At 64.6% G+C, this 22,508-nt stretch carries 19 protein-coding genes and 1 pseudogene; 10 read left to right on the top strand and 10 right to left on the bottom strand.

What is annotated here, in order from left to right:
* The first annotated feature begins 140 nt into the window (after nucleotides 1–140).
* On the top strand, nucleotides 141–608 hold the full coding sequence (locus tag F3J44_RS21520; RefSeq protein WP_167064053.1) for a sterol desaturase family protein: 468 nt from the start codon (nucleotides 141–143) through the stop codon (nucleotides 606–608).
* 5 nt (nucleotides 609–613) lie between these two features.
* Here F3J44_RS21520 and F3J44_RS21515 read toward each other — a convergent pair whose 3' ends face one another.
* Complete coding sequence (locus F3J44_RS21515) at nucleotides 614–1,507, bottom strand: bile acid:sodium symporter family protein (protein WP_167275841.1); 894 nt, start codon at nucleotides 1,505–1,507, stop codon at nucleotides 614–616.
* Between the two features lie 196 nt (nucleotides 1,508–1,703).
* On the opposite strand from F3J44_RS21515, the gene F3J44_RS21510 reads away from it, so the two are divergent.
* From F3J44_RS21510 to F3J44_RS21495, 4 genes are all read left to right on the top strand, one after another.
* Complete coding sequence (locus F3J44_RS21510; RefSeq protein ID WP_167275839.1) at nucleotides 1,704–2,582, top strand: Dyp-type peroxidase; 879 nt, start codon at nucleotides 1,704–1,706, stop codon at nucleotides 2,580–2,582.
* Between the two features lie 379 nt (nucleotides 2,583–2,961).
* On the top strand, nucleotides 2,962–3,144 hold the full coding sequence (locus F3J44_RS21505) for a general stress protein (RefSeq protein ID WP_167064062.1): 183 nt from the start codon (nucleotides 2,962–2,964) through the stop codon (nucleotides 3,142–3,144).
* Between the two features lie 120 nt (nucleotides 3,145–3,264).
* Nucleotides 3,265–3,855, top strand: a complete 591-nt coding sequence (locus tag F3J44_RS21500) for a nucleosidase (RefSeq protein WP_167275838.1) — start codon at nucleotides 3,265–3,267, stop codon at nucleotides 3,853–3,855.
* Nucleotides 3,856–3,952: 97 nt separating this feature from the next.
* Nucleotides 3,953–4,774: a Ku protein gene (locus F3J44_RS21495; RefSeq protein ID WP_167275836.1), complete on the top strand. Its 822-nt coding sequence runs from the start codon at nucleotides 3,953–3,955 to the stop codon at nucleotides 4,772–4,774.
* A gap of 146 nt (nucleotides 4,775–4,920) precedes the next feature.
* Here the strand turns inward: F3J44_RS21495 and F3J44_RS21490 are convergent, their stop codons facing one another.
* Together F3J44_RS21490 and ligD are read right to left on the bottom strand one after the other, a co-directional pair.
* Nucleotides 4,921–5,676: a PIG-L deacetylase family protein gene (locus tag F3J44_RS21490; protein ID WP_167275835.1), complete on the bottom strand. Its 756-nt coding sequence runs from the start codon at nucleotides 5,674–5,676 to the stop codon at nucleotides 4,921–4,923.
* 39 nt (nucleotides 5,677–5,715) lie between these two features.
* A complete protein-coding gene (gene ligD / locus F3J44_RS21485) occupies nucleotides 5,716–8,193 on the bottom strand; it encodes a DNA ligase D (RefSeq protein ID WP_167275833.1) in 2,478 nt (825 codons plus the stop codon).
* Nucleotides 8,194–8,319: 126 nt separating this feature from the next.
* Here ligD and F3J44_RS21480 point away from each other — a divergent pair, with 126 nt between their 5' ends.
* Together F3J44_RS21480 and F3J44_RS21475 are read left to right on the top strand one after the other, a co-directional pair.
* On the top strand, nucleotides 8,320–8,793 hold the full coding sequence (locus tag F3J44_RS21480) for a phosphotransferase system, HPr-related protein (protein WP_167275832.1): 474 nt from the start codon (nucleotides 8,320–8,322) through the stop codon (nucleotides 8,791–8,793).
* Between the two features lie 26 nt (nucleotides 8,794–8,819).
* Complete coding sequence (locus F3J44_RS21475; protein WP_167064080.1) at nucleotides 8,820–9,371, top strand: ATP-dependent Clp protease proteolytic subunit; 552 nt, start codon at nucleotides 8,820–8,822, stop codon at nucleotides 9,369–9,371.
* 168 nt (nucleotides 9,372–9,539) lie between these two features.
* On the opposite strand, the gene F3J44_RS21470 is transcribed toward F3J44_RS21475, so the two are convergent.
* Nucleotides 9,540–13,313 carry a CheR family methyltransferase gene (locus F3J44_RS21470; protein ID WP_167275830.1) on the bottom strand — a complete coding sequence of 1,258 codons (3,774 nt, stop codon included), beginning with the start codon at nucleotides 13,311–13,313 and terminating at the stop codon, nucleotides 9,540–9,542.
* A 310-nt stretch (nucleotides 13,314–13,623) separates the two neighbouring features.
* Between F3J44_RS21470 and F3J44_RS21465 the strand changes: the two genes are divergently transcribed.
* Nucleotides 13,624–13,845 carry a general stress protein gene (locus F3J44_RS21465; RefSeq protein WP_167064086.1) on the top strand — a complete coding sequence of 74 codons (222 nt, stop codon included), beginning with the start codon at nucleotides 13,624–13,626 and terminating at the stop codon, nucleotides 13,843–13,845.
* 228 nt (nucleotides 13,846–14,073) lie between these two features.
* Nucleotides 14,074–14,343, top strand: coding sequence for a DUF6555 family protein (locus F3J44_RS21460; protein WP_167064089.1), 270 nt, complete (start codon nucleotides 14,074–14,076; stop codon nucleotides 14,341–14,343).
* Nucleotides 14,344–14,359: 16 nt separating this feature from the next.
* Here F3J44_RS21460 and F3J44_RS21455 read toward each other — a convergent pair whose 3' ends face one another.
* On the bottom strand, nucleotides 14,360–14,974 hold the full coding sequence (locus F3J44_RS21455; protein WP_167064092.1) for a response regulator transcription factor: 615 nt from the start codon (nucleotides 14,972–14,974) through the stop codon (nucleotides 14,360–14,362).
* Between the two features lie 116 nt (nucleotides 14,975–15,090).
* On the opposite strand from F3J44_RS21455, the gene F3J44_RS21450 reads away from it, so the two are divergent.
* A complete protein-coding gene (locus tag F3J44_RS21450) occupies nucleotides 15,091–16,725 on the top strand; it encodes a hybrid sensor histidine kinase/response regulator (RefSeq protein WP_167275828.1) in 1,635 nt (544 codons plus the stop codon).
* A gap of 14 nt (nucleotides 16,726–16,739) precedes the next feature.
* Here the strand turns inward: F3J44_RS21450 and F3J44_RS21445 are convergent, their stop codons facing one another.
* The 5 genes and pseudogenes from F3J44_RS21445 to F3J44_RS21425 all read right to left on the bottom strand — a co-directional run bounded on the left by F3J44_RS21445 (nucleotide 16,740) and on the right by F3J44_RS21425 (nucleotide 22,453).
* Entirely contained in the window at nucleotides 16,740–17,039 is a 300-nt protein-coding gene (locus F3J44_RS21445; RefSeq protein WP_167064099.1) for a hypothetical protein, read from the bottom strand.
* A gap of 205 nt (nucleotides 17,040–17,244) precedes the next feature.
* Nucleotides 17,245–19,296, bottom strand: a complete 2,052-nt coding sequence (paaZ, locus tag F3J44_RS21440; RefSeq protein ID WP_167275826.1) for a phenylacetic acid degradation bifunctional protein PaaZ — start codon at nucleotides 19,294–19,296, stop codon at nucleotides 17,245–17,247.
* Nucleotides 19,297–19,326: 30 nt separating this feature from the next.
* On the bottom strand, nucleotides 19,327–20,559 hold the full coding sequence (locus F3J44_RS21435; protein ID WP_167275822.1) for an OprD family porin: 1,233 nt from the start codon (nucleotides 20,557–20,559) through the stop codon (nucleotides 19,327–19,329).
* A gap of 26 nt (nucleotides 20,560–20,585) precedes the next feature.
* Nucleotides 20,586–22,145 (bottom strand): annotated as a pseudogene (locus F3J44_RS21430) (cation acetate symporter); the annotation flags it as partial.
* Nucleotides 22,145–22,453, bottom strand: coding sequence for a DUF485 domain-containing protein (locus F3J44_RS21425; RefSeq protein ID WP_167275817.1), 309 nt, complete (start codon nucleotides 22,451–22,453; stop codon nucleotides 22,145–22,147). The gene F3J44_RS21425 and the pseudogene F3J44_RS21430, both read right to left, overlap by 1 nt.
* Nucleotides 22,454–22,508: the final 55 nt, after the last annotated feature.

Genomic DNA, 22,508 nt, shown 5'->3' with positions numbered 1-22,508 from the left:
CGCACAGGAGCGGGGTCAAGGGTGAAAGCATGACAAGGGATTCATGAGGAAATCCCCTACAACCGGTCACGCCTGCATGGAAATGCCCAGCCAGAATCGTTACCCTTCGCAGCATTCTTTGCCATCCGCGGAACCGTTACATGCTGTTCAATCTCGCCGTGTTGATTGGCACCTTGGTGGCCATGGAAGGGGTCGGCACGTTTGCGCACAAATACATCATGCACGGCTGGGGCTGGTGGCTGCACCGTTCGCACCACGAACCGCAACTGGGCATGCTTGAGACCAACGACCTGTACCTGCTGGCGCTGGCCTTGATCGCCACCGCCCTGGTGGTGTTGGGCAAGGCCGGCCATGCGCCGTTGCAGTGGGTAGGCGGTGGTGTGGCGGGGTACGGCGTGCTCTACGTGCTGGCCCATGACGGCTTCTTCCACCGGCACTGGCCACGCAAGCCACGCCCGGTGAGCCGCTACCTCAAGCGCCTGGACCGTGCCCATCGCCTGCACCATGCGGTGAAGGGGCGTACGGGCAGCGTGTCGTTCGGCTTTTTCTACGCGCCGCCCCTCAAGGTGCTCAAGCGCCAGCTGCAGGCGCGGCGCAACAGGCCCTGAAGGCGTCAGTTGGCCGACTCGGCCTGCGCCTGCGCAGCCCCGTGGCCGCGGCTCACCCACCAGCCAAAGGCCGCCGCAGTGAAGAACATGATCAGGCTGTAGAGCGCCGCTGGCACGGCCATCGTGGCGTTGTTCAACAGTGACGGGCTCAACGCCAGGGCGATCGCCAAGGTGCCGTTATGGATGCCGATCTCCATGCCAATGGCAATGGCCTGGCGCTTGGGGATGTTCAGCAAGCGTGGCACCCAGTAACCCACCGTCAGGCTCAGCACGTTGAACAGCAGCGCCGCCAGGCCCACTACCGGTGCATAGGCGACGACGGTCTGCCAGTCCTTGGCCAGGGCCAGGACGATGGTGAACGCCAGGAACAACGCTGCCACCAGCTTCATCGGTTTCTCCATGCGTGCGGCAAAGCCCGGCGCCCAACGGCGAATCATCATGCCCAGGGCCACCGGCAGCAGTACGATGGCGAACACCTGCAGAACCTTGGCAAATTGCAGCGGGATTGCCTGGTCCGAGGCCATGAACCAGGCCAGCGACAGGTTCACCAGCAGCGGCATGGTCAGGATGGCGATCAGCGAGTTGACCGCCGTCAGGGTGATGTTCAGCGCCACGTCACCGTGGGCCAGGTGGCTGAACAGGTTGGCGGTGGTGCCGCCCGGCGAGGCTGCCAGCAGCATCAGGCCAACCGCCAGGGCAGACTCCAGGCCGAAGCCATTGGCGATCAGGAAACACACCAGCGGCAGCAGCAGGATCTGGCAGCACAAGCCGACCAGAACCGGCTTGGGGTACTTCACCACCCGGGCAAAATCGGCCAGGGTCAGCGACAGCCCGAGGCCGAGCATGATGATGCCCAAGGCCAGGGGCAGGACGGCGGTAAGCAGGGGCGAAGCAGTCATTGGCAAACTCTCGGGCACATGAATGCAAGCAGTCTAGGTCGCCCTTGGGCGCAGGTTGATCGCATTGCGCCAGCACTTGGTAACTTATTGTTACTGGATCTCGGCCCCATCATGCCGCGCAGCGCGTGCATGCCACATTGCGATAGGCGGTCGGGCGCAGTAGCATTCCCGCTTTTTTACCGAGGATTAGCCTGTCATGCCGTTTCAGCAAGGTCTGCTTGCCACTCCGGTGCCGGCCCATGCCCGCCACCTGTTCTTCTCCCTGCAGTCGCCCGAAGCATTGCCTGCGGCCCTGGATGCGCTGCTGCCCCAGGTAGACGGCCAGCAGCTGGTGCTTGGCATTGGCGCGCCGCTGGTGAAGGCGCTGGGCCGTGAAGTGCCGGGCCTGCGAGCCTTCCCGCAACTGGATGCGGCAGTGGAGAACCCCAGCACCCAGCATGCGCTGTGGCTGTGGCTGCGTGGCAACGAACGTGGCGAGTTGCTGTTGCAGGCCCAGGCCCTGGAAAAGCTGCTGGCCCCGGCCTTGTGCCTAGCCGATAGCGTCGATGGTTTCCTGCACCGCGGCGGCCATGACTTGACCGGGTACGAGGACGGCACCGAAAACCCCGTCGACCAGGACGCGGTAGACGCCGCCATCGCGGTTGGCCAAGCCCCAGGCCTGGCAGGCTCCAGCTTCGCCGCCTTCCAGCTGTGGAAACACGACCTGGCGTATTTCAAGTCGCTGCCCCAGCAAGACCAGGACAACATCATCGGCCGTCGGCTGAGCGATAACGAAGAACTCGACGACGCGCCCGAGTCGGCCCACGTCAAGCGCACCGCCCAGGAGAGTTTCGAGCCCGAGGCCTTCATGGTGCGCCGTTCGGTGGCCTGGGCCGACAGCCGTGGCGCGGGCCTGGCGTTCGTCGCCCTGGGCCACAGCTTCGAGGCGTTCGAGGTGCAACTGCGACGCATGAGTGGCCTGGAGGACGGCATCATCGACGGCCTGTACCGCTTCAGCCGCCCGCTGACCGGCGGCTTCTACTGGTGCCCGCCCATGGGCGAAGTGGGCGTGGACCTGCGCCTGCTGCTGGCCTGACTGATTTAACAGCAGATTCTGTAGGAGCGGGCTTGACCCGCGAAGCAGGCGACGCGGTGCATGGCACCGGCTGCGCCGGTGTTCGCGGGGCAAGCCCGCTCCTACAGGCGATCGCGGCGCGGCGGCTGGCGATGTTCCCGGCGCGACAGCGCAGCCAGGAGAGCTGGGTTATCCCCTGCAGGACCTGCGTGACTGGCAGGCGCAATAGCATCAGCTGGAACAACCGGTCGCTGGCGCGCCAAATACTCCCGGGCCGCATATTTAACGCCACCGGTCCGAACCTGTCGCACTAAAACGAATGCATTGATATCGCCGAACTCTCAACCTGTGTACGGCGCCTGTGCCGTGCACTTTTGAAGTCACATGAGGTTAGAAGACCATGGCCAACAAAGAGAACAGCCGTACCGGCAGCCAAGGCAGCCAGGGTGGCAACAAGAACCCGGGCAATTTCGCCAATGACCGGCAAAAGGCGTCCGACGCCGGCCGCAAGGGCGGCCAGTCCTCAGGGGGCGGCAACATGCACCAGGACCGCGAGTCGGGCCGCAAGGGCGGCCGCTCGTAAGTGACGGCGCGCAGTGCCGGGGCGACCTGGTACTGCGCCCATTCGAGCAGGGCTTGCAATCAGGTAGCGATTGCCGACAATGGCAGCGCCCATCGCAAGCCACCCGGACACCCGCGCGCAATGATGCTGATCAAGCAATTCCCTGATATCTCTCTGGACGACACCCTGTTCGTCTTCGCCCTTGAAGCCGAAGCGGGCAGCGTGTTTGCCCACGTCAATACCGTGTTCACCGGCATCGGCAAGGTCAATGCAGCCATCGCGTTGACCAAGGCCATCGCTCGGCGCCGGCCAAAGTTGATCGTCAACCTGGGTTCCGCTGGCAGCCTGCGCCACGGCAAGGGCGCCGTCGTGTGCTGCACACGCTTCGTGCAGCGTGATATGGACGTGACCCCGCTCGGGTTCGCCCGCTACCAGACGCCGCTCGCCGATATCCCGGTACTGCTGGAACATGGCCAGGCCATTCCCGGTTTGCCGGTGGAAACCTGCGGCAGCGGCGACAGCTTCGAGATCAACCACGGTGACGCGCCTTACGATGTGGTCGACATGGAGGCTTATGTCTTCGCCCTGATCGCCCGCGAAGAAGGCATTCCGTTCGTATGCCTCAAATACATTTCCGATGACGCCGGTTCCGATGCCGCGCAGGACTGGTCGGTGCAAGTGCACCTGGCGGCGCAGGCGTTCGAGCGGGTGCTGTTCACCCAGGTGGATTGAGCCTGCCGCAAGGCTGACGGGGTAAACCTTCAGCGCGCCATGCGGTCGGTTCTGGTAGGGCCCGCCAACTGCCGGGCCGTCCTCGGGAGCTACTGACATGGCCAGGGCAATCTGGAAAGGTGCGATCAGCTTCGGCCTGGTGCATATCCCTGTGTCGCTGAACACCGCCGTGCGCAGCGAGCGGGTGGATTTCGACTGGCTCGACAAGCGCAGCATGGAGCCGGTGGGCTACAAGCGGGTAAACAAGGTCACCGGCAAGGAAATCGACAAGGACAACATCGTCAAGGGCGTGGAGTACGAGAAGGGCCGCTACGTGGTGATCAGCGAGGAGGAGATCCGCAAGGCGCGCCCGGAAGCCACCCAGACCATTGACATCTTCTCGTTCGTGCACGCCTCGGAAATCCCGTTGCAGCACTTCGATACCCCTTATTACCTGAGCCCCGACAAGCGCGGCGGCAAAGTCTACGCGCTGTTGCGCGACACCCTTGAAAAGACGGGCAAGGTGGCCTTGGCCACGGTGGTGCTGCATACCCGCCAGCACCTGGCCTTGTTGCGCCCACTGGACGAGGCGCTGGTGATGATTACCCTGCGCTGGCCCGAGGAAGTGCGTGGGCTGGAAACCCTGGAACTGGACAACAGCGTGACCGACAGCAAGCCGGCCAAACGGGAACTGGACATGGCCCGGCGGCTGGTGGACGACATGAGCGGCCCGTGGGCGCCGGACGATTACCATGATGCGTTTCGCCAGACCATCATGGACCTGGTGCAAGAGAAAGCCAGCAAGGGCAAGATTGCCGTGGTCGACAAGGGGCAAGGCGAGGCGGACGAGAAGGGCGCCGATATCATCGACCTCACCGAATTGCTCAAGCGCAGCCTGGGGGGCAAGAAAGCCGCCAAGCGCACGCGCAAGGCCTCCTGAAACCAGGCCCGCTTTTTTGGTAGGAGCGAGCGCAGCTCGCGAAGCGGTGGCTCAGGTGAACGGGGTTTGAAGGCAGTGTATTCCTGGCAGATCGCATCGCGAGCTTTGCTCGCTCCTACGTACGGGATTCATGCGGGATTCGCCACTCAAAGCAACACCAATTCGAACGGCTGCAGCAGGCACTCCTGCAGGTTGACCGGCAGCACCGCCGGGCGAGGGCCGTCCGTTTGCAGTTGGCTGACATGTGCGGCCAGGGCTTTGCGCTTGCGGGCAACGCTGGCCTCGTCCAATTGCAGGCGATGGGCACGGGCCCAAGGCAGACGCGGGTCATCCGGCTGGGCCCAGTGCCAGGCCCACACCGGTACTTCCACCAGTTGCGCCTTGCGCGCCTGGGCCGCCTGGGCTGCAGCACGGCCCACGGCCTCGTGGTCGCAATGGCCGTCGTCGCGCCAGGTGGCCATCAGCACATCATCCGGGCGCAGTACTTGGGTCAGGTGGTTGACCAGGAAGGCCTCCTCGCGTGGCAGGCCGCCGTCCTTGAGGTTCAGCCGGCGCCAGTCCAGGCGCATCAGGTCAAGGTCGAGGGCCTGCAGGGCCTGGCGGCTTTCCAGCGGGCGTTGCCGGCGCAGGCGGTGTTCGGTCCAATGCGCGCAGCCGGGGTGGCTGCCTTCGCCATCGGTGGCGGAGATCAGCACCAGGTCGTCCTCGCGCCCGCGCAGGTTAGCCAGCAAGCCTCCCGCCATCAGGATTTCATCGCCTGGGTGTGGGGCAATCAGCACCAATCGGCGACCTGCCGGCAACAGTTGCTGCACGTTCATCCAGGTGGCACGGGCCAGATGAGCGCCTTGCTGCCAGGCGGCCCACGGGGTGCCGTTACTGGACTGAATCAGGTTGCGGTTCATAGTTTCCAGGCTCCGGCCGGCATTTGGGCCAACTGATGCTCATGCCAGCCCCATTTGCTTGCGCATGCGCGCGGTGATTGATTGGCGGGTCTTGGCCAGGTCTGCCCAGGGGTCGTCGACTTCGACCAGGCGCTGGCGCAGGTTGCCGATGTGCCACTGGTTGGCGCCCTTGAGCTGGGCCAACTCCTCGCGCCAGATCGGCACCGATACCGGCAGGCCTTCGCGGGCGCGCAGGGAATAGGCGCATACGGTGGTGGCGCCTTTGCCGTTGCGCAGGAAGTCGATGAAGATGCGCCCCACCCGGTTTTTCGGGCCCGATACCGCGCTGAGGCGGTCGGGGAACAGCTCGGCCAGGTAGTTGACGATGGCGTGGCTGAAGGCCTTCACCTCATCCCAGCTGGCGCGCCGGGTGAGTGGAACCACCAGGTGCATGCCCTTGCCGCCGCTGGTTTTCAGAAATACCTTCAGGCCCAGTTCGTCGAGCAGGGTCAGCGTCAGCTGGGTGGCTTCGAGCATGGCTTTCCAGGGCAGCGCCGGGTCCGGGTCGAGGTCAAGAACGAAGCGGTCGGGCTTGTCGAAGTCCTTGTCGGTGGCGTTCCAGGTGTGCAGTTCCAGCATGTTCATCTGCACCGCGCCCAACAGTGTGTCTGGGCGGTTGATAACCATGGCCGCTTGGCCGGCTTCGGCCTTGTCATAGGCCAGCAGGTACGGGAGGTGCAACGGGTCGGCGTGCTTCTGGAAAAACAGCTCGCCACCCAGGCCATCCGGCGCACGCACCAGCGCCACCGGGCGGTGCTTGAGGTGCGGCAGAATCCACGGGCTGATGTCGGCGTAGTATTGGGCAATTTGCCGTTTGCTCGCGCCAATGGTGGCGTCGATCACGCGGTCTGGGTGAGTCAGGCGCAGCTTGCCGAGGCCTTTGGGTAGTGGCTGCGGGTGGTGGTTGTTGCCGGGCATGGCATGCTCCAGGTCGATGGCCATGGCCGGCTTATCGTCGCGCAGGCCATGGAACACGGAATGACGCACCACGCCATCGCGGGTCATCTGCGCATAGGCGACTTCGGCCAGCAACTGTGGCTTGAGCCAGTGCACCCCGCGCGCCTCGGCACCGGTTGGCGGCCTGGGTAGGGCAGGCTTGGCGATTTCCAGGGGCTTGAGGCGAGCATGCAGGGTGGCCAGGGTGGTGGCGCTGAAGCCGGTACCGACCTTGCCGGCGTAGCGCAGCTCGCCGCTGTCGGTGTCGTGCAAGGCCAACAGCAGGGCGCCAAAGCCGCTGCGGCTGCCTTTGGGGTCGGTGAAGCCGACGATCACGAACTCCTGGCGCTGCTTGCACTTGAGCTTGATCCAGTCGGCGCTGCGCCTACCCACGTACGGGCTGCCCGCGCGCTTGCCAATCAGCCCTTCAAGTTCCAGGCGGCAGGCGCTGTCGAGCAGGGCATCGACCGGCTGATCGAAGTCTTCGGAAAACTTCAGGGGTGCTGATGGCGCGTGCGCCAGCAACTGGCGCAGCGCTGCCCTGCGCTGCTGCAGCGGCAGTTGGCGAAGGTCTTCGCCGCCCAGATACGGCAGGTCGAACACGTAATAGGTCAGCGGCTCGTCATTGGCGCTGTCGAAGGCATTCTGCAGTGCCTGGAAGTCGGCCTTGCCGTTTTCATCGTTGACCACCATTTCGCCATCAAGCCACGCCGAGTCGACACCCAGGGCCTGCAAGGCCGCAACCTGGCGCGGCATTTTCGCGCTCCAGTCGTGCCCATTGCGCGTGAACAGGCGCACGTCATCGCCCTGGATGCGGGCCAGGATACGGTAGCCGTCGAACTTGATCTCGTAATACCACTCGCCGCTGGGCGGGGAGTCGACCAGCGTGGCCAATTGCGGCTGCAGTTGCTTGGGCAGCTCGGCCTTCCTACCGGTACTGGCACGCTTGCGCGTACTGCGCGGGGCGGGCTTGGCTGCACGTCTGGGCAGCAAGGTACGGTCGCTGAGCACGCTGTCGGGCTGGGCCTGGACGACGCTGTACTGCGCTTCGCTGCGGGCCTCGCCATCCTGGGACTTGACCAACATCCACTGTTCTTTCTTGCCGGCCAGGCGGGTACGGAACAGGTGCCACAGGCCACTGAGCTTTTCACCTTGCAGGCGAAAGCTCAGTTTGCCGTGCGCATAGCCCTGGCGTGCATCGCCTTCCGGCACCCAGATGCCCCGGTCCCAGACGATGACATTGCCGGCGCCATAATGGCCCTCGGGGATGTGGCCTTCGAAATCGGCGTAGTCCAGCGGGTGGTCTTCCACATGCACCGCCAGGCGCTTCACGCTGGGATCAAGCGAAGGGCCCTTGGGGAGAGCCCAGCTTTTCAGCGTGCCATCCAGCTCAAGGCGAAAATCGTAATGCAGGTGGCTGGCGTCGTGCTTTTGGATGCAGTAGCGCAGGGCATGGGCCTTGCCCCGGCCGCGCTTACCCCTGGGCTCGGGCGAGGCGCCGAAGTCACGCTTGCGCTGGTATTCCTGCAGTGCCTTGGCCATCACGGGCTCCAGGGATAAGGCTCTTTAGAAATGGGAGCGGGTGGCCGCCGGCCGAGTTCAAAAAACTCTGAATCATTGCCCAGGGCGGGGAGTCGACCAGAAGTACCCCATTACCGGAGAGCCGCCATGTCGCGAACAGACGAGCACAAGCCCTACACCCCAACCGAGATCGACGACACCGAAGACCGCATGGGCAGCGTCCATGAACTGGACTTCAACGAGCGCCCCGAGGGGCGCATCGGCGATGAGCGCCCAGCTGACGAGGTGGCCCGGGAGTTTCCAGCCAAACGGGTGGCCGAAAGCGGCATGACCGGTGGCGAGGCACTGAGCGACAGCCTGCATGAGGATGGCGTAACCGATGATGACCTGAGCCCGGACACGCTGCTGGACGAAACCGGTGCGCGCGACCCGCATGAACCGGGCGGCGTGGGCCCATCGGACCAAACCCTGCGCCAGGTTGATGCCGAGGAGATAGGCGGCGGCATCGGCCTGGACGAGGCAGAGTTGGCGCGCTCGGCGCCGTTGGATGGCGAACCGTGGACCGATGATGTGGTCAATGACGATGAAGGCAAGGCGCCTGCCAGGCCTGCGGCTGATTAACATTGCTGCCAACTTTGGAGGCGAGCATGGCCAGACACATCATCCATTTCACCGGCCCGATCAACTCATCTACCTGCGGCAACCTGATCAACACCTGTTCGCGTGCGATGCAGCAGGGGGCCGAGGAGATTCAGCTGAACATCGCCACCATGGGCGGGGAGTGCAGCTACGGGTTCACCCTGTACAACTTCCTGCGCTCGCTGCCGGTGCCCGTGCACACCCACAACCTCGGCACCGTGGAGTCGATGGGCAATATCCTGTTCCTGGCCGGCGAACACCGCACGGCGTGCAGCCACAGCAAGTTTCTGTTCCACCCGTTTCACTGGACGCTGCATGGATCGGTGGACCATGCGCGGATGGCCGAGTATGCGATGAGCCTGGACTATGACTTGCGGTTGTATGCGCAGATTGTGGCGCAGCGCACCGAGGGGAGTACAGATGTACTCGATGTGCCGCGCTACCTGATGGCGTACCCACGGATACTGGGGCCTGAGGAAGCGTTGGCGAGCGGGATGATTCATGCCATCGACGAGATGCCCGTGCCGGCGGAAGCCCAGCAGTGGAGTGTGCATGCGTGATGAGGTTGGTAGGAGCGAGCGTAGCTCGCGATGGGGCGCGCAGCGGCCCCGGGTTCTCACGCAGAACGGCTTTGCAGCTTGTATCGTCGGGGCTGCTTTGCAGCCCATCGCGAGCTGCGCTCGCTCCTACACGTGCAGCGCCAGGCAAGTGCAGGGTCAGGGTCAGGGTCAGTAAGGTATCGACCCGCTCAGCGATTCGATGGCCTCGACCAGTTCGTCATAGCCCACGGGCTTGTTCAGGTGCCGATCGAAGCCAGACTGGCGCGACTTGTACTGGTCGGCACTGGCGCCGTAGCCGGTGAGGGCGATGGCTGGGGTGTAGCGCAGGTGCGCATGGCCACGCAGGGCTTTTATCAAGGCGTGGCCATCCATCACGGGCATGCCGATGTCTGACAGGATCACGTCGTACTCGCCGGCAGCGGCGGCTTCCAGCGCCCTGATCGGGTCACTGAAGGCGGCGACCTCGGCGCTCTCCATCTCCAGCAACTGCTGCATCACCTCCAGCACTTCCACCGAGTCATCCACCAGCAACACCCGTGTACCCTGCAGGCGCCCGTCGCTTTCAGGAACTGGCGCTGCGGCCTGCTGGTGCGTACTCGGGTCGCACAGGGGCAGCCGTACGGTAAACGTGCAGCCCTGGCCAAGCCCTGGGGAGCTGGCCTCGACGCTGCCGCCGTGGGCTTCGGCCAGCTGGCGTACCAGCGACAGGCCGATACCCAGCCCCTCGTGCGTCGGGTTGGCCGCTGCCGGCGCGGCCTGGCTGAACAGGTCGAAGATATGCTCCAGGCTTTCAGGGCCAAGGCCCACGCCCTGGTCGATCACCTGCAGGCAGGCCTGCCCCTCACGGTGGTGCAACTGCAGGCGAATCTCGCTACCCACCGGGCTGAACTTCAATGCATTGTTCAGCAAGTTCCAGATGATCTGCTCAAGGCGCGTGACATCACCTTCGATCATCAGCGGTTGGCCGTCATCGGGCAGTTCCAGGTTCACCGTGCCACCGTGCTGCTCGCTCAGGATCACGCCATGAATACCCTGCAAGATGGCGCACAGGTCCACAGGTTCCGTCTTGAGCTTGAGCTTGCCGGTGCGGATGCGCGCCACGTCCAGCAGGTCGTCGATGATCCGCGCCTGGCTGGACACCGCCTCGCAAATGGTGCCCACCGCTTTGCTGGCAACGCCCAGGCCCTTGATCGAGGGCAGGCGGCGAAGGATTTCGGCATTGAGCTGAATCAGGTTGAGCGGGTGCTTGAGTTCGTGGGACATGACGGCGAAGAACTCGTCCTTCATGTGGCTGCTGCTCTGCGATTCGGCCAGTTGCTGGCTTAACCGCTCCTCGCCCTGGCGCACGCGCTCTTCGGCGGCGTGGCCTTTGCTGATGTCGATGAAGGTCAGCACCGTGCCGTCGATTTTCTGTTCGCTGGAGCGGTAGGGCAGCAGCCTGGCCAGGAACCAGTGCCCGCCCAGGCCGCCGATCTCGCGCTCGATGATGCTTTCGCCCTTGGCCACGGCACGGGCGTCGTCGGCTAGGGCCGGGTAGTCGAGGCGGTGGGTGATGTCGAGCAGCGAGCGGCCGGTATCGACCGGCAGCATGTTGAACAAGTCGGTGGCACGCGGGGTGAACCAACGGATACGCAGGTTGCGGTCGACGAACACCGTGGCGATGTCGGTGGACGCAATCAGGTTGCTCAGGTAGTCGTTGACCTTGTCGGTTTCCTCGACCTTGTTCTTGAGCTCGTAGTTGACCGTCAGCAGCTCTTCGTTGATCGACTGCAGCTCTTCCTTGCTGGTTTCAAGCTCCTCGCTGGCCGAGCGCAGTTCTTCGTTGATGGCCTGCATTTCCTCGTTGGAAGCGGTCAGCTCCTCGCTGGAAACCTCCGACTGCTCGATGGTTTCCTGCAGCTGCAGGCGGGTACGCTGCAGTTCGCGCTCCAGGTTGTGCAGGACCATGCTGTCGGTCTGGCGAATGACTCCGGGCAACGGTAGCGACGGGTCCGGTGCGCGCAGCTCGAACACCACCAGCAGGCATTCGCTGTTGCCCGCTTCGTCCTGGTATGGCTGCACGGTGATTTCCACCTGCTGGGTGTGCTCGCCGTCCACCAGGTCAACCGGCCTTGAGGTTACCGCGTCAACGCCCTGACGCGCCTGGAACAACGTGCTGCGCAGGGCCAGGCGCAAGGTCGGCAGCACCAGGTTGAGCAGGCTACGGCTCGGCTCGCCGCTGGCCAACTGCAGGAAACGGCCAATGCCTTCGCTCATGTGCAGGATATTGCCGTCACCATCGACGATCAGGCTGGGCGGCGTGCGCAGGGCCAGGGCACGGTGGTGCATGTCGGCATAGGACGGCTTGCGCCCCGGCTTGGCCTTGGCGGGTACGCCCTGGGCGACGTTGGCAAGGTCTGCCCCTGGCAATTGCCGGCCAGAGCGGCGCCCGGCAGGGTTCGTGTCACGGGCGCGGAAGATGCGGTTGCGCTTGTCCACCGGGGTGAACAGTTCGCCCGCCACGTCGGCCGACTCGGACGAGCCAAGGAACAGATAGCCGCCACTGCGCAGGGAAAAGTGGAACATCTGCAGGATGTCGCGCTGCACTTCGCGGTCGAGGTAAATCAGCAGGTTGCGGCAGACGATCAGGTCGATTTGCGAGAACGGTGGGTCGGAAAGCAGGTTGTGGCGGGCGAACAGCACCTTCTCGCGCACTTCCTTGCGCACCCGGTAATGCTGGTCTTCCTTGATGAAGAACTGGCGCAAACGGGTGGGCGGCACGTCGGTGACGATGGCTTCGGGGTAGGACCCGGCGCGGGCAATGCCGATGGCGCGTTGGTCTAAGTCGGTGGCGAACACCTGCACCTTGCTCGAACGCTGCTCCAGGGCCATTTGCTCGCACACCAGCATCGCCAGGCTGTAGGCCTCTTCGCCCGTGGAGCAGCCGGCCGACCAGACGCGGACCTCGTTGCTGGCGCTTTCCTCGCTGACCAATTGCGGCAGCACATGGCGCTCCAGTGCCTCGAAGGCCTCGCGGTCGCGGAAGAAATTGGTCACGCCGATCAGCATGTCGCCCAGCAATGCGGTGGCTTCTGCGGCGTTCTGTTCCAGGTAACGCAGGTAGCCGACCAGGTCGGTTTGCCCGGTGACGTGCAGGCGGCGCTCGATACGGCGCAGCACCGTGGCACGTTTGTAGTGCTGGAAGTCGTGGCCGGTGGCGCTGCGCAGGTTGAGCAGGATTTCTTCGAGCAGCGGCTCCGACGCCTGGGGGTTACCGGCGCGGGTGCCAAGCGGCGGCGGCAGGGTGTCGTCCTCGATTTCCGGCAGCTTTACCTGGCGGGCGGTGCGCCACAGCTCCAGCAGCTTTTGCGGCATTTCCGCGGCGGGCAGCACCAGGTCGACCATGCCGGTTTCAATGGCGGCGCGGGGCATGCTGTCGTATTGCGCATCGTCCGGGGTTTGCACCAGGGTGACGCCGCCTTGTTCCTTGATGCGCGAGAGGCCCACGGCACCGTCGGCACCGGTGCCGGACAGCACCACACAGAAGGCGTGGTCCTTGTGCACGTCGGCCAGGTCACGGAAGAACAGGTCGATGGCCACATGGTCGCCACGGCGCCGGTTGGCCGGGGTAACCCGCAGGTAGCCGTCGTTGGTGGACAGGCGGTTGGCCGGGGAAATCACATAGACATGGTTGCGCTCGATCGGTACTGGCGAAGTGACCTGGCGCACCGGCATCGAAGTGGTTTCCTGGATGATCCGGTCGGCCACGCTCTGGTGGTCGGGCGACAGGTGCAGCACCACCACGAAGGCCATGCCGCAATCGCCGGGCATCTGCTGGAAGAAGGTACGGATGGCCTCCAGCCCGCCCGCCGAGGCGCCGATGCCGACCACCGGGAAGTCCAGGTGGCTGGGGCTTAGCGCAGGGTTGTGCGGCGATGCGGGTTGCTCGGGGGTCGAGGTCATGGCGAAGCCTTGTGCAGACCGGAAATTTCAGCCCGTTGACGCATCGCCGGGCGCGTGGAAAGCGATTATAGGCCGTTCGTCGGCTCTGCCGCGAGGTGGAGCTGGCGAAGCGCCTTTGCGTTGTGACCTTGGTGGCCTGGGAAAAGTGCCGTCGGCGTATGCAGCGCGCAAACTTTTACCCTGGCGGTGTTTCGTGCCACCGGTCAGCCGTTTGCAATCGAATTGAGCAGACCGGCCCGTTGCCTGTTCGGAACTAAGGCATGGCACCGTTCCATGCGCCCAACCCATCCATTACGCAAGGAGAAAGGACATGGCGGGTGATCAACAACGGACCAGCCAACGCGGCGGCACCAAGGAAACCAACCCGGGCAACTTCGCCAACGACCGTGAGCGGGCTTCGCGCGCAGGCCACAAGGGCGGCCAGGCGTCCGGCGGCAATTTCGCCAACGACCGGCAGCGGGCCTCCGAAGCCGGGCGCAAGGGTGGCCAGAACAGCCACGGTGGCGGGCGGCAGCCTCAGCATCAGCAATAGCCCTGGTGGGAGCAACTCGCAAACATCTGATTTCAAAGAGAACCCTGTAGGAGCGGGCTTGACCCGCGAAGCAGGCGGCGCGGTGTATGGCACCGGCTGCGCCGGTGTTCGCGGGGCAAGCCCGCTCCTACACTCCCACAGGGCATTGAAAGGCCAATTATTTTGAATCTTTCGGGCACGGCATCACTCAATGCAAAGGTCATCCATGGAGAAAAGGAGGGCTGCGTGATGCCGAGTCCCCAGCTGTACATTATCGATTACCTGCTGCACGGCGAGCCGCGCAGTTTCATTATTCGCCTTGAGAAAATCGATAACGCCGAGGCTTGGCACTGGGCCAGTTGCGATGCGGGTATAGGGATCATTCCCAAATTCGGGCGGGAGAAAATCAAGAAGGTGAGCAGGCCCATGGCTGAGCGCTATGGGATAACCGGCGTGAGTTGGCGGCTGTCCGGCGCCAAGCCGAACCAACCGGTGAGTGACAAGACGATTCCAGGCTGACGCCTGCTTTGGCGGGTCAGGTGCCTGTGTACTTGACCGCTGCCGCCGTGCGCGAGGTCACGTTCAGCGCCTTGAGCAGCGACGACACATGAATGCGCACGGTGAACGGCGAAATATCCAGCGCCTTGGCAATTTCCTTGTTGGTCTTGCCCTGGGCAATCAAACGCAGCACCTCGTATTGGCGATGGGTAAGCTGCTCCAGTTCCGTTTCGCTGCCCAGGCTCGGCGCCAGCCCGGCCGGGGTATAACGCACCAACACTTCACCTTCGCGGATGGCCAGGATCGCCGTGCCGACCTCGTCCGGGGCGATGCTCTTGCCAATGAAACCGTCGACACCACAGGCCATCACGTGCTCGATCAAAGCGGGGTCGTCGACCATCGACACGATGATCAGCGTGGTACGGCGCAACTGCTGGCGCAGTTCGGCCAGGCGCTCGATGCTGTCGAGCCCTGGAAAGCGCAAATCCAGCACCAGTGTGTCCGGCGCCTCGCCCTCACGGGCCAAGGCCAGCACCTGCTGCAGGTCACCGGCTTCTTCCAGTTGCGCTTGCGGCATTACCCGCTGCACGGTACGGACCATCGCTTCCCTGAACAATGGATGGTCGTCCGCCACGATGATGCGGCACGTCACGTACTGACACTCCCTGAGGACCCTGGCTCTGCTGAGCATGTTAATTTAGCAGGCGCAAACCTGCGCCGTCGCGCCAGGATGGCCGTAATGCGACCCCGTGCACAAGGATGAGTACCATGGAATACAACAAGAACAACGAACTGGACCAAGCCAACCTGCGGGTTATCGTCGCTTCGATTGCCTTGGTCTATATCACCGTGCTGGGCTTTTTGCCTGGGCATTCGCTGCACAACTACCTGCCGGTGATCTACTACATCATCACCTTCATCACCCTGTCGATCGGCCTGCGCCAGGCCATTGCCCGCTGGCCCGGGCATTACCCATGGCGCCGGGTGCTGGGCATCGTGCACGACTACACCGGCACCTGCTTCGGCCTGGTGCTTGGCGGCGAGGCGGCGCTGCCGTTGTATGCGGTGATGGTGTGGGTGAACCTGGGCAACGGCATGCGCTTTGGCACCCGCTACCTGGCCATCGCCACGGTGCTGGCGCTGACCGCCCTGGTGGCGGTGTATCAGCTCAACCCGTACTGGCAGGCCAACCCGTTCATGGTGCTGATGCTGCTGACCACCAGTACGGTGATCCCGTTCTATGCCCACATGCTGCTCGAACGCACGCGCCAGGCCTCTGAGCGGGCGATGGTCGCTACCCAGGAGAAGTCGCGCTTCCTGGCCCAGGCCAGCCATGATTTGCGCCAACCGATCCACTCCATCGGCCTGTTCACCGCGTGCCTGCGCGAAGCGCCCTTGGCAGAGCAGGAGCGGCGCCTGGTGGACAGCATCGACCGCTCGCTGCTCAACGTCTCCCAACTGTTCCGCTCGATTCTCGACCTGTACACGTTGGACAACGGGCAGGTGCAACCGAAATACGAGGTCTTTTCGTTGCACGACTTCCTCGGTGAACTGTTGCGCCAGAATGCCGAAGCCGCGCGCTGGGCAGGGGTGGAGGTTCGCTTGCATCCCAGCCGCCACTGGACCCGCGCCGACCGCGGCATGTTGGCGACCATGGTGCAGAACCTGTTGTCCAACTGCTTCAAGTACGCCAGCCACAGGCCGTTGCTGATCGGCATACGGCGCCGGGGCGATGGCCTGGCCATCGAAATCTACGACCAGGGCCGTGGTATCGCCGAAGAGCATTGGGGCTTGGTGTTCGACGAGTTCTATCGGGTGCGCCAAGTACGTGACAAGGACGTTGAGGGGGTGGGCCTGGGGCTGTCGATCGTCAAACGCCTGGGCGGCCTGATGGGCCTGGCGGTGACATTGCGCTCGCGCCTGGGCCACGGCACGGCGGTGAGCCTGCAGGGCCTGCCGCGCCTGGCGCCGCAGCCGGCTACCCGCAGCCATGAGCAGCAGGCGCTGCAGGGCGCGATGCTGGGCGGTTTGCGGGTGTGCCTGGTGGAAGATGACCACAACGTGCTGCGCGCCACCTCGGCGCTGTTGCAACGCTGGGGCTGCGAGGTGGAGGCCCATGGCTCGCCGCTGGGGTTGGCCAGCCAGTGCGACGTGATCGTCGCCGACTACGACCTGGGGCAGGACGCCACGGGCGTCGACTGCATCGACAGCCTGCGGGCGCAGCGGGGCTGGGAAGTACCGGCATTGATCATGACCGGGCATGACCTTGAGAAGATCCAGGCGATGGTACATGGGCGCAGTATCGCCATCCTGTCCAAGCCGGTGCGGCCGGCAGAGTTGCGGGCGGCCCTGCGGGCCTTGCGCGAGGAGCCGGCGGCGCCGGTGTTGGAGCGCGGCGCCTGAGGCAACGGCGGGGGTTATTGCAGGATGATTGCCTGGCCTTCCTTGAGGCAGGACGGGGTGGGCTGGTAGAGGCCCATGCTACCGACCGCGACAATGGCGCCGCTTGGCATCTGGCAGTTGTACTCGCCTTTGGCGGTGGTGGCGGTGTAGTAGGTGATGGTGCTGTCACTGCGCACGTTGGCGACCTTGCTGACCGGCGTGTTGAGGGCGAACTCGGCACGCTCCTTCAGGGTTTGCTCGGAGGGCTTGATGGTCTGGCAACCGGCGACGGTGAACAGGGCTGCGGCGCACAGCAGGAGTTTGGCGGGTTTCATGGTGGGGGGCTTCCTTGGCGTTGTGGGGTGTGGCGGATGGCCGCACTATAGCGCCGGGGGCGGGATTGGGCAGTAGGGCGGATGTACGAGGTGGCCATGTGCCTTTAGTTTGCCTGTCGGGCCCTATCGCGACCTTTGGTCGCTCCTACAGGGGCGTGGGATCCCTGTAGGAGCGACCAGAGGTCGCGAAGAGGCCCCACAGGCCTCAGCCTTTCTTCAACACCAAGGTCAGGATGTCATAGCTGGCCACCAGCTCACCCAGCTGGTTGGTCACCTCCACATCCCATGCCACCACCCCCTGTGGCTGCCCCAGCGGGCTGGTCTTGCCCTGGTCGATCTTGCGCTTGCAGGTCAGCCGCGCCTGGATTGTGTCACCGATGCCCACCGGGTTGATGAAGCGCAAGGTATCGAGCCCATAGTTGGCCAATACCGGCCCTTCGCCCGGCGAAACGAACAGCCCGGCGGCAGCCGACAGCACGAAGTAACCGTGGGCGATGCGCTTGCCGAACTGCGAGGCCTTGGCTGCGATCTCGTCGAAATGCATGTAGAAGTGGTCGCCCGACAGGCAGCCAAAGTTGACCAGGTCGGCTTCGGTCACGGTACGGCGGTGGGTGAGCAGCGATTCGCCGATGCGCAGTTCGTCGAAATAGCGGCGGAACGGGTGCACCTCGGTTTCGATCACCTCGGCGCCACGCACATACTCGCCGGTCACGGCACTGAGCATGCTTGGCGAGCCCTGCACGGCAGCGCGTTGCAGGTAGTGCTTGACGGCGCGCAGGCCGCCCAGCTCCTCGCCACCTCCGGCGCGGCCTGGGCCACCGTGCTTGAGCTGCGGCAATGGCGAGCCATGGCCGGTGGACTCCTTCGCCGCCTCGCTGTTGAGCACCAGCAGACGGCCATGCCAGGCGGCTGCCACGGGAATGGCCTTGGCCGCCACGGCGCGGTCAGCCGTTACCAGCGACGCCACCAGGCTGCCTTTGCCACGTGCCGCAAGGGCCAGGGCTTCGTCCAGGTCGTGGTAGGCCATCAGCGTGCTGACCGGGCCGAACGCCTCGATATCGTGGGCGCCACCGTCTGCATGGGGGTCGCGGGCCTGGAGCAAGGTGGGCGCGAAGAAGGCGCCCTCGGCAACGCCCTCGCCGCGCGGGGCAAAGCCGTCGCTGGCGCCGAACAGCTGGTCGCAGCTTTGCAGCAGGGCGCGCACGCGCTCGCCCACGTCACGCTGCTGGTCGTGGGAGGCCAGGGCGCCCATGCGCACGCCTTCGAGCGACGGGTCGCCCACCACCACCTTGGCCAGGCGCTCTCGCAGCCCGCTGGCAACGGCGTCCAGGTGTTTGGCCGGAACGATGGCGCGGCGGATGGCGGTGCATTTCTGCCCGGCCTTGGTGGTCATTTCACGCACCACTTCCTTGAGATAGAGCTCGAACTCCTCGCTGCCTGGGTTCACGTCAGGGCCAAGAATGGCGCAGTTGAGCGAGTCGGCTTCGGCGGTGAACGGCACCGAATGGCGGATCAGGTTGGGCGTGACGCGCAGTTTGGCGGCGGTATCGGCAGAACCTGTGAACGTCACCACGTCCTGGCCCTGCAAGCGGTCGAGCAGGTCGCCGGTGCTACCGATCACCAACTGCAGGCTGCCTGCGGGCAGCAAGCCGGATGCATGCATCAGGCGCACCACGGCTTCGGTCAGGTAGCTGGTGGCGGTTGCCGGCTTGACGATGCAGGGCATGCCGGCCAGGAAGGTGGGGGCGAATTTTTCCAGCATGCCCCAGATCGGGAAGTTGAAAGCGTTGATGTGCACTGCAACACCGGCACGCGGCACCAGGATGTGGCTGCCGGCGAAATGCCCCTGCTTGCCCAGTGGGATCGCCGGGCCTTCATGTACCAGGTTGCCCGAGGGCAGTTCGCGGCTGCCAATGCCGGCATAGCTGAACAGCGTGGCATTGCCGCCTTCGATGTCGATCCAGCTGTCGGCGCGGGTGGCGCCGCTGTGGTGGGACAGCGCGTAGAGCTGTTCCTTGTGTTCGGCCAGGTACAGGGCCAGGGCCTTGAGGCGCTGGGCACGTTGCTGGAAGTCCATGGCCATCAGTTCGGCCAGGCCACGGGCACGGGCGAAGTCCACGGCTTCGGCGAAGTCCGGGCGCTCTTCGTGGCTGTAGGCCAGGACATGGCCGTCCAGGGCGCTGCGCAGGGCCTGGGCGCCGTGCTGGCCGATCCAGCGGCCGGCGATGAAACTCTGCAGGGTTGGGGCGTCAGACATGCTGTTCTCCTCGAAGTCGAAAGGGCGCGGTTACCACAGCGCCAGGGTGTAGCCGATGATCAGGCGGTTTTCGTCCAGGGCGTTGGTCAGGCCATTGCCGGAACGGAAGGTGACGTTGCGCCAGCGCAGGCTCATGTCCTTGAACGGGCCGCTCTGGATGACGTAGGTCAGGTCGGTGTCGCGCTCGCGTTCACGGCCGTTGCTGAGCGTGGCGGTTTCAGCGTGACGGCCGTCGGTGTAGCGAGTCATGAAGCTCAGGCCGGGGATGCCCATGGCCACGAAGTCGTAGTCGTAGCGCACTTGCCAGGAGTCGAGCCCGGCACGGGTGAAGGTGTTGTAGGTCACCAGGTTGACGGTGAACGGGTCGCCGCCGTTGACGAACGGGAAGGCGCTGTCACCGGACATCTGTTGCCAGGCCACGGTGAATTTGTGGGCGCGCACGCCCAGGGTGAACATGGCGTTGAAATTGCGGTTGTCGATGTTGCCGGCGCGCTCGGCGCCGTCGTTGCGGCTGTCGAAATAGCGCAGGTCGCTGCGCAGGCTCAGGCCCTCGCCCAGCGGGCGGGTATCGACCAGGCCGACGAACTGCTGGCGGTAGATGTCCTGCAGCTTGGCGTAGTAGTAGCTGACGCTGGTCTGTGGGCTGAGTGCGTAGCTGCCGCCGGCGAAGTCGAGGTGGTCGCTGCTGGCCGCGCCATAGCCGATGTCGTCGCGCCCGGAGGAATCGCGCAGGTTGGCCTGGGTCAGGCGCCCGGCGTTGACGGTGAGCCCGGTGATGTCCTGGCTGGTCAGCAGGCCGCCCTGGAAGGTCGAGGCCAGCAGGCGGGTGTCGTTGTACACCACCACCGGCAGAATCGGCTGCAAGGTGCCGACGCGCAAGGTGGTCTTGGACACGCGAACTTTACCGGTCAGGCCTAGCTCGCTGTAGTCGTCGACGGGCTCATGGCTGTTGGGGCCGAATGGCAGGAGGCCGGTGTTGCGCCGGTCGCGGCTGGAATCGAGCTTGACCCCCAGCTGGCCCATGGCATCCACGCCGAACCCCACTGGCCCCTCGGTGAAGCCCGATTCCAGCTTGGCGGTGAAGCCCTGGGCCCACTCTTCGGCCTTGGATTGGGGCGCGTTGCTCTGGCGGAAGTCGCGGTTGATGTAATGGTTGCGCAGCTCAAGCCGTGCGTGGCTGTCGCCGATGAAGTCCGCCAGGGCCGGCAGGGGCAAGGCGAGGGTGGCCAGGCAGGCGGCCGATTTCAGGTGTGTACGGTTCATTGTTGTTATACCCGACATGGTGAGGTTCAGTGCTTGCTGGCGCCGGCGGCGCCGATTCCGGTCATGGAACGGATGAACTGGGCCAGGTAACGCCCGCGCTCTTGGGCGGCGCGCTCGGAGCCGTCAGTGACCGAGAAGGCCCAGGCGCCGAGGAAGGCCAGGCTCATGGAGAACAGGGCAGGATTGCTGTAGGGGAACAGCGCGGTTTCGTGGTGCAGCACGTTCACCCATACCGCCGGGCCCAGCAGCACCAGCACGATCGCCGACACCAGCCCGGCCATGCTGCCGCACACCGCGCCACGGGTGGTCAGGCCCTTCCAGAACATCGAGAGCAACAACACCGGGAAGTTGACCGAGGCCGCCACCGCCAACACCAGGCCGGAGAGGAAGGCGATGTTCTGCGATTCGAACACCAGGCCCAGCACCACCGCGAGCATGCCGATCACCAGGGTGGCGATACGCGACACGCGCATTTCCTCCTGCTCGGTCGCCTGGCCCTTGCGTACCACGCAGGCATACAGGTCGTGGGACACGGCGGATGCACCCGACAGCGCCAGGCCCGCCACCACGGCGAGGATGGTGGCGAAGGCCACGGCGCTGATGAAGCCCAGGAACAGGTTGCCGCCGACCGCCTGGGCCAGGTGCACGGCGACCATGTTGCCGCCGCCAATGATGGCGCCGCTGGCGTCACGGTAAGCCGGTTCGGTACCGACCATGACGATGGCGCCAAAGCCGATCACGATCAGCAGCAGGTAGAAGTAGCCAATGAAACCGGTGGCGTAGAACACGCTCTTGCGCGCTTCCTTGGCATCGCTGACGGTGAAGAAGCGCATCAGGATATGCGGCAGGCCAGCGGTGCCGAACATCATGCCCAAGCCCAGCGAGATGGCATCCACCGGGTTCGACAGCAAGCCCCCTGGGGCCATGATCGCCTGGCCCTTGGCGTGCACGGCCACGGCATTGGCGAACATCGCCTCGGTGCTGAAGCCGAAGTGCCTGAGCACCATGAAGGCCATGAAGCTGGTGCCCGAAAGCAGCATCACCGCCTTGATGATCTGCACCCAGGTGGTGGCGAGCATGCCGCCGAAGGTGACGTAGGCGACCATCAGCACGCCCACCAGCACCACGGCGTACAGGTAGCTGATGCCGAACAGCAGCTCGATCAGCTTGCCCGCCCCAACCATCTGTGCCACCAGGTACATCAGCGCCACGGCCAGGGTGCCGAACGCCGAGCTCAGGCGCACCGGGGTTTGCGCGAGGCGGTACGAAACCACATCGGCAAAGGTGTACTTGCCCAGGTTGCGCAGGCGCTCGGCGATCAGGAACAGGATGATTGGCCAACCGGCCAGTACACCCAGGGCGTACAGCAGGCCGTCGTAGCCATTCATGAACATCATGGCGGAGATGCCCAGGAAGGAGGCGGCGCTGATCATGTCGCCCGCAATCGCCAGGCCGTTCTGCATGCCGGTGAGGCCGCCGCCGGCGGTGTAGAAGTCGCTGGCCGAGCGGGTGCGCAGGGCGGCCCAGCGGGTCACCAGCAGGGTGAAGCAGACGAACACCATGAACATCGAAATGGCAGTCCAGTTCATGCTGCGCACTCCTGCTTGACCTTGTCGTTGAGCGGGTCGAGCACGTTGTTGGCGCGGTGCACGTAGATGCCGGTGAGGGCGAAGGACAGCAGTACCATGAGCACGCCGACCAGCATGCCAACGGTGGTGACGCCGCCGCTCAGGGACTGGCCCAGGGTGCTGGGGGAGAAGGCCACCAGCAGGACGAAGCCGTAGTAGATCACCAGCATGGCCAAGGTGAGGCTGCCGTTGAGGCGGCGTTTGCGCCGCACCAGGTGCTGGAAGTCGGGGTGGTTGGCGATGCTTTCGATGTGTTCGGGGGTCATGGCAAGCGATCTCTTGTGTTTTGTAGTTGTTTTCTTGAGGTCACGCGGTTGTTGC

This window comes from Pantoea sp. Tr-811 (assembly GCF_011752535.1).
Lineage (GTDB): Bacteria > Pseudomonadota > Gammaproteobacteria > Pseudomonadales > Pseudomonadaceae > Aquipseudomonas.
This window is presented reverse-complemented; position numbering and strand designations above follow the sequence as displayed.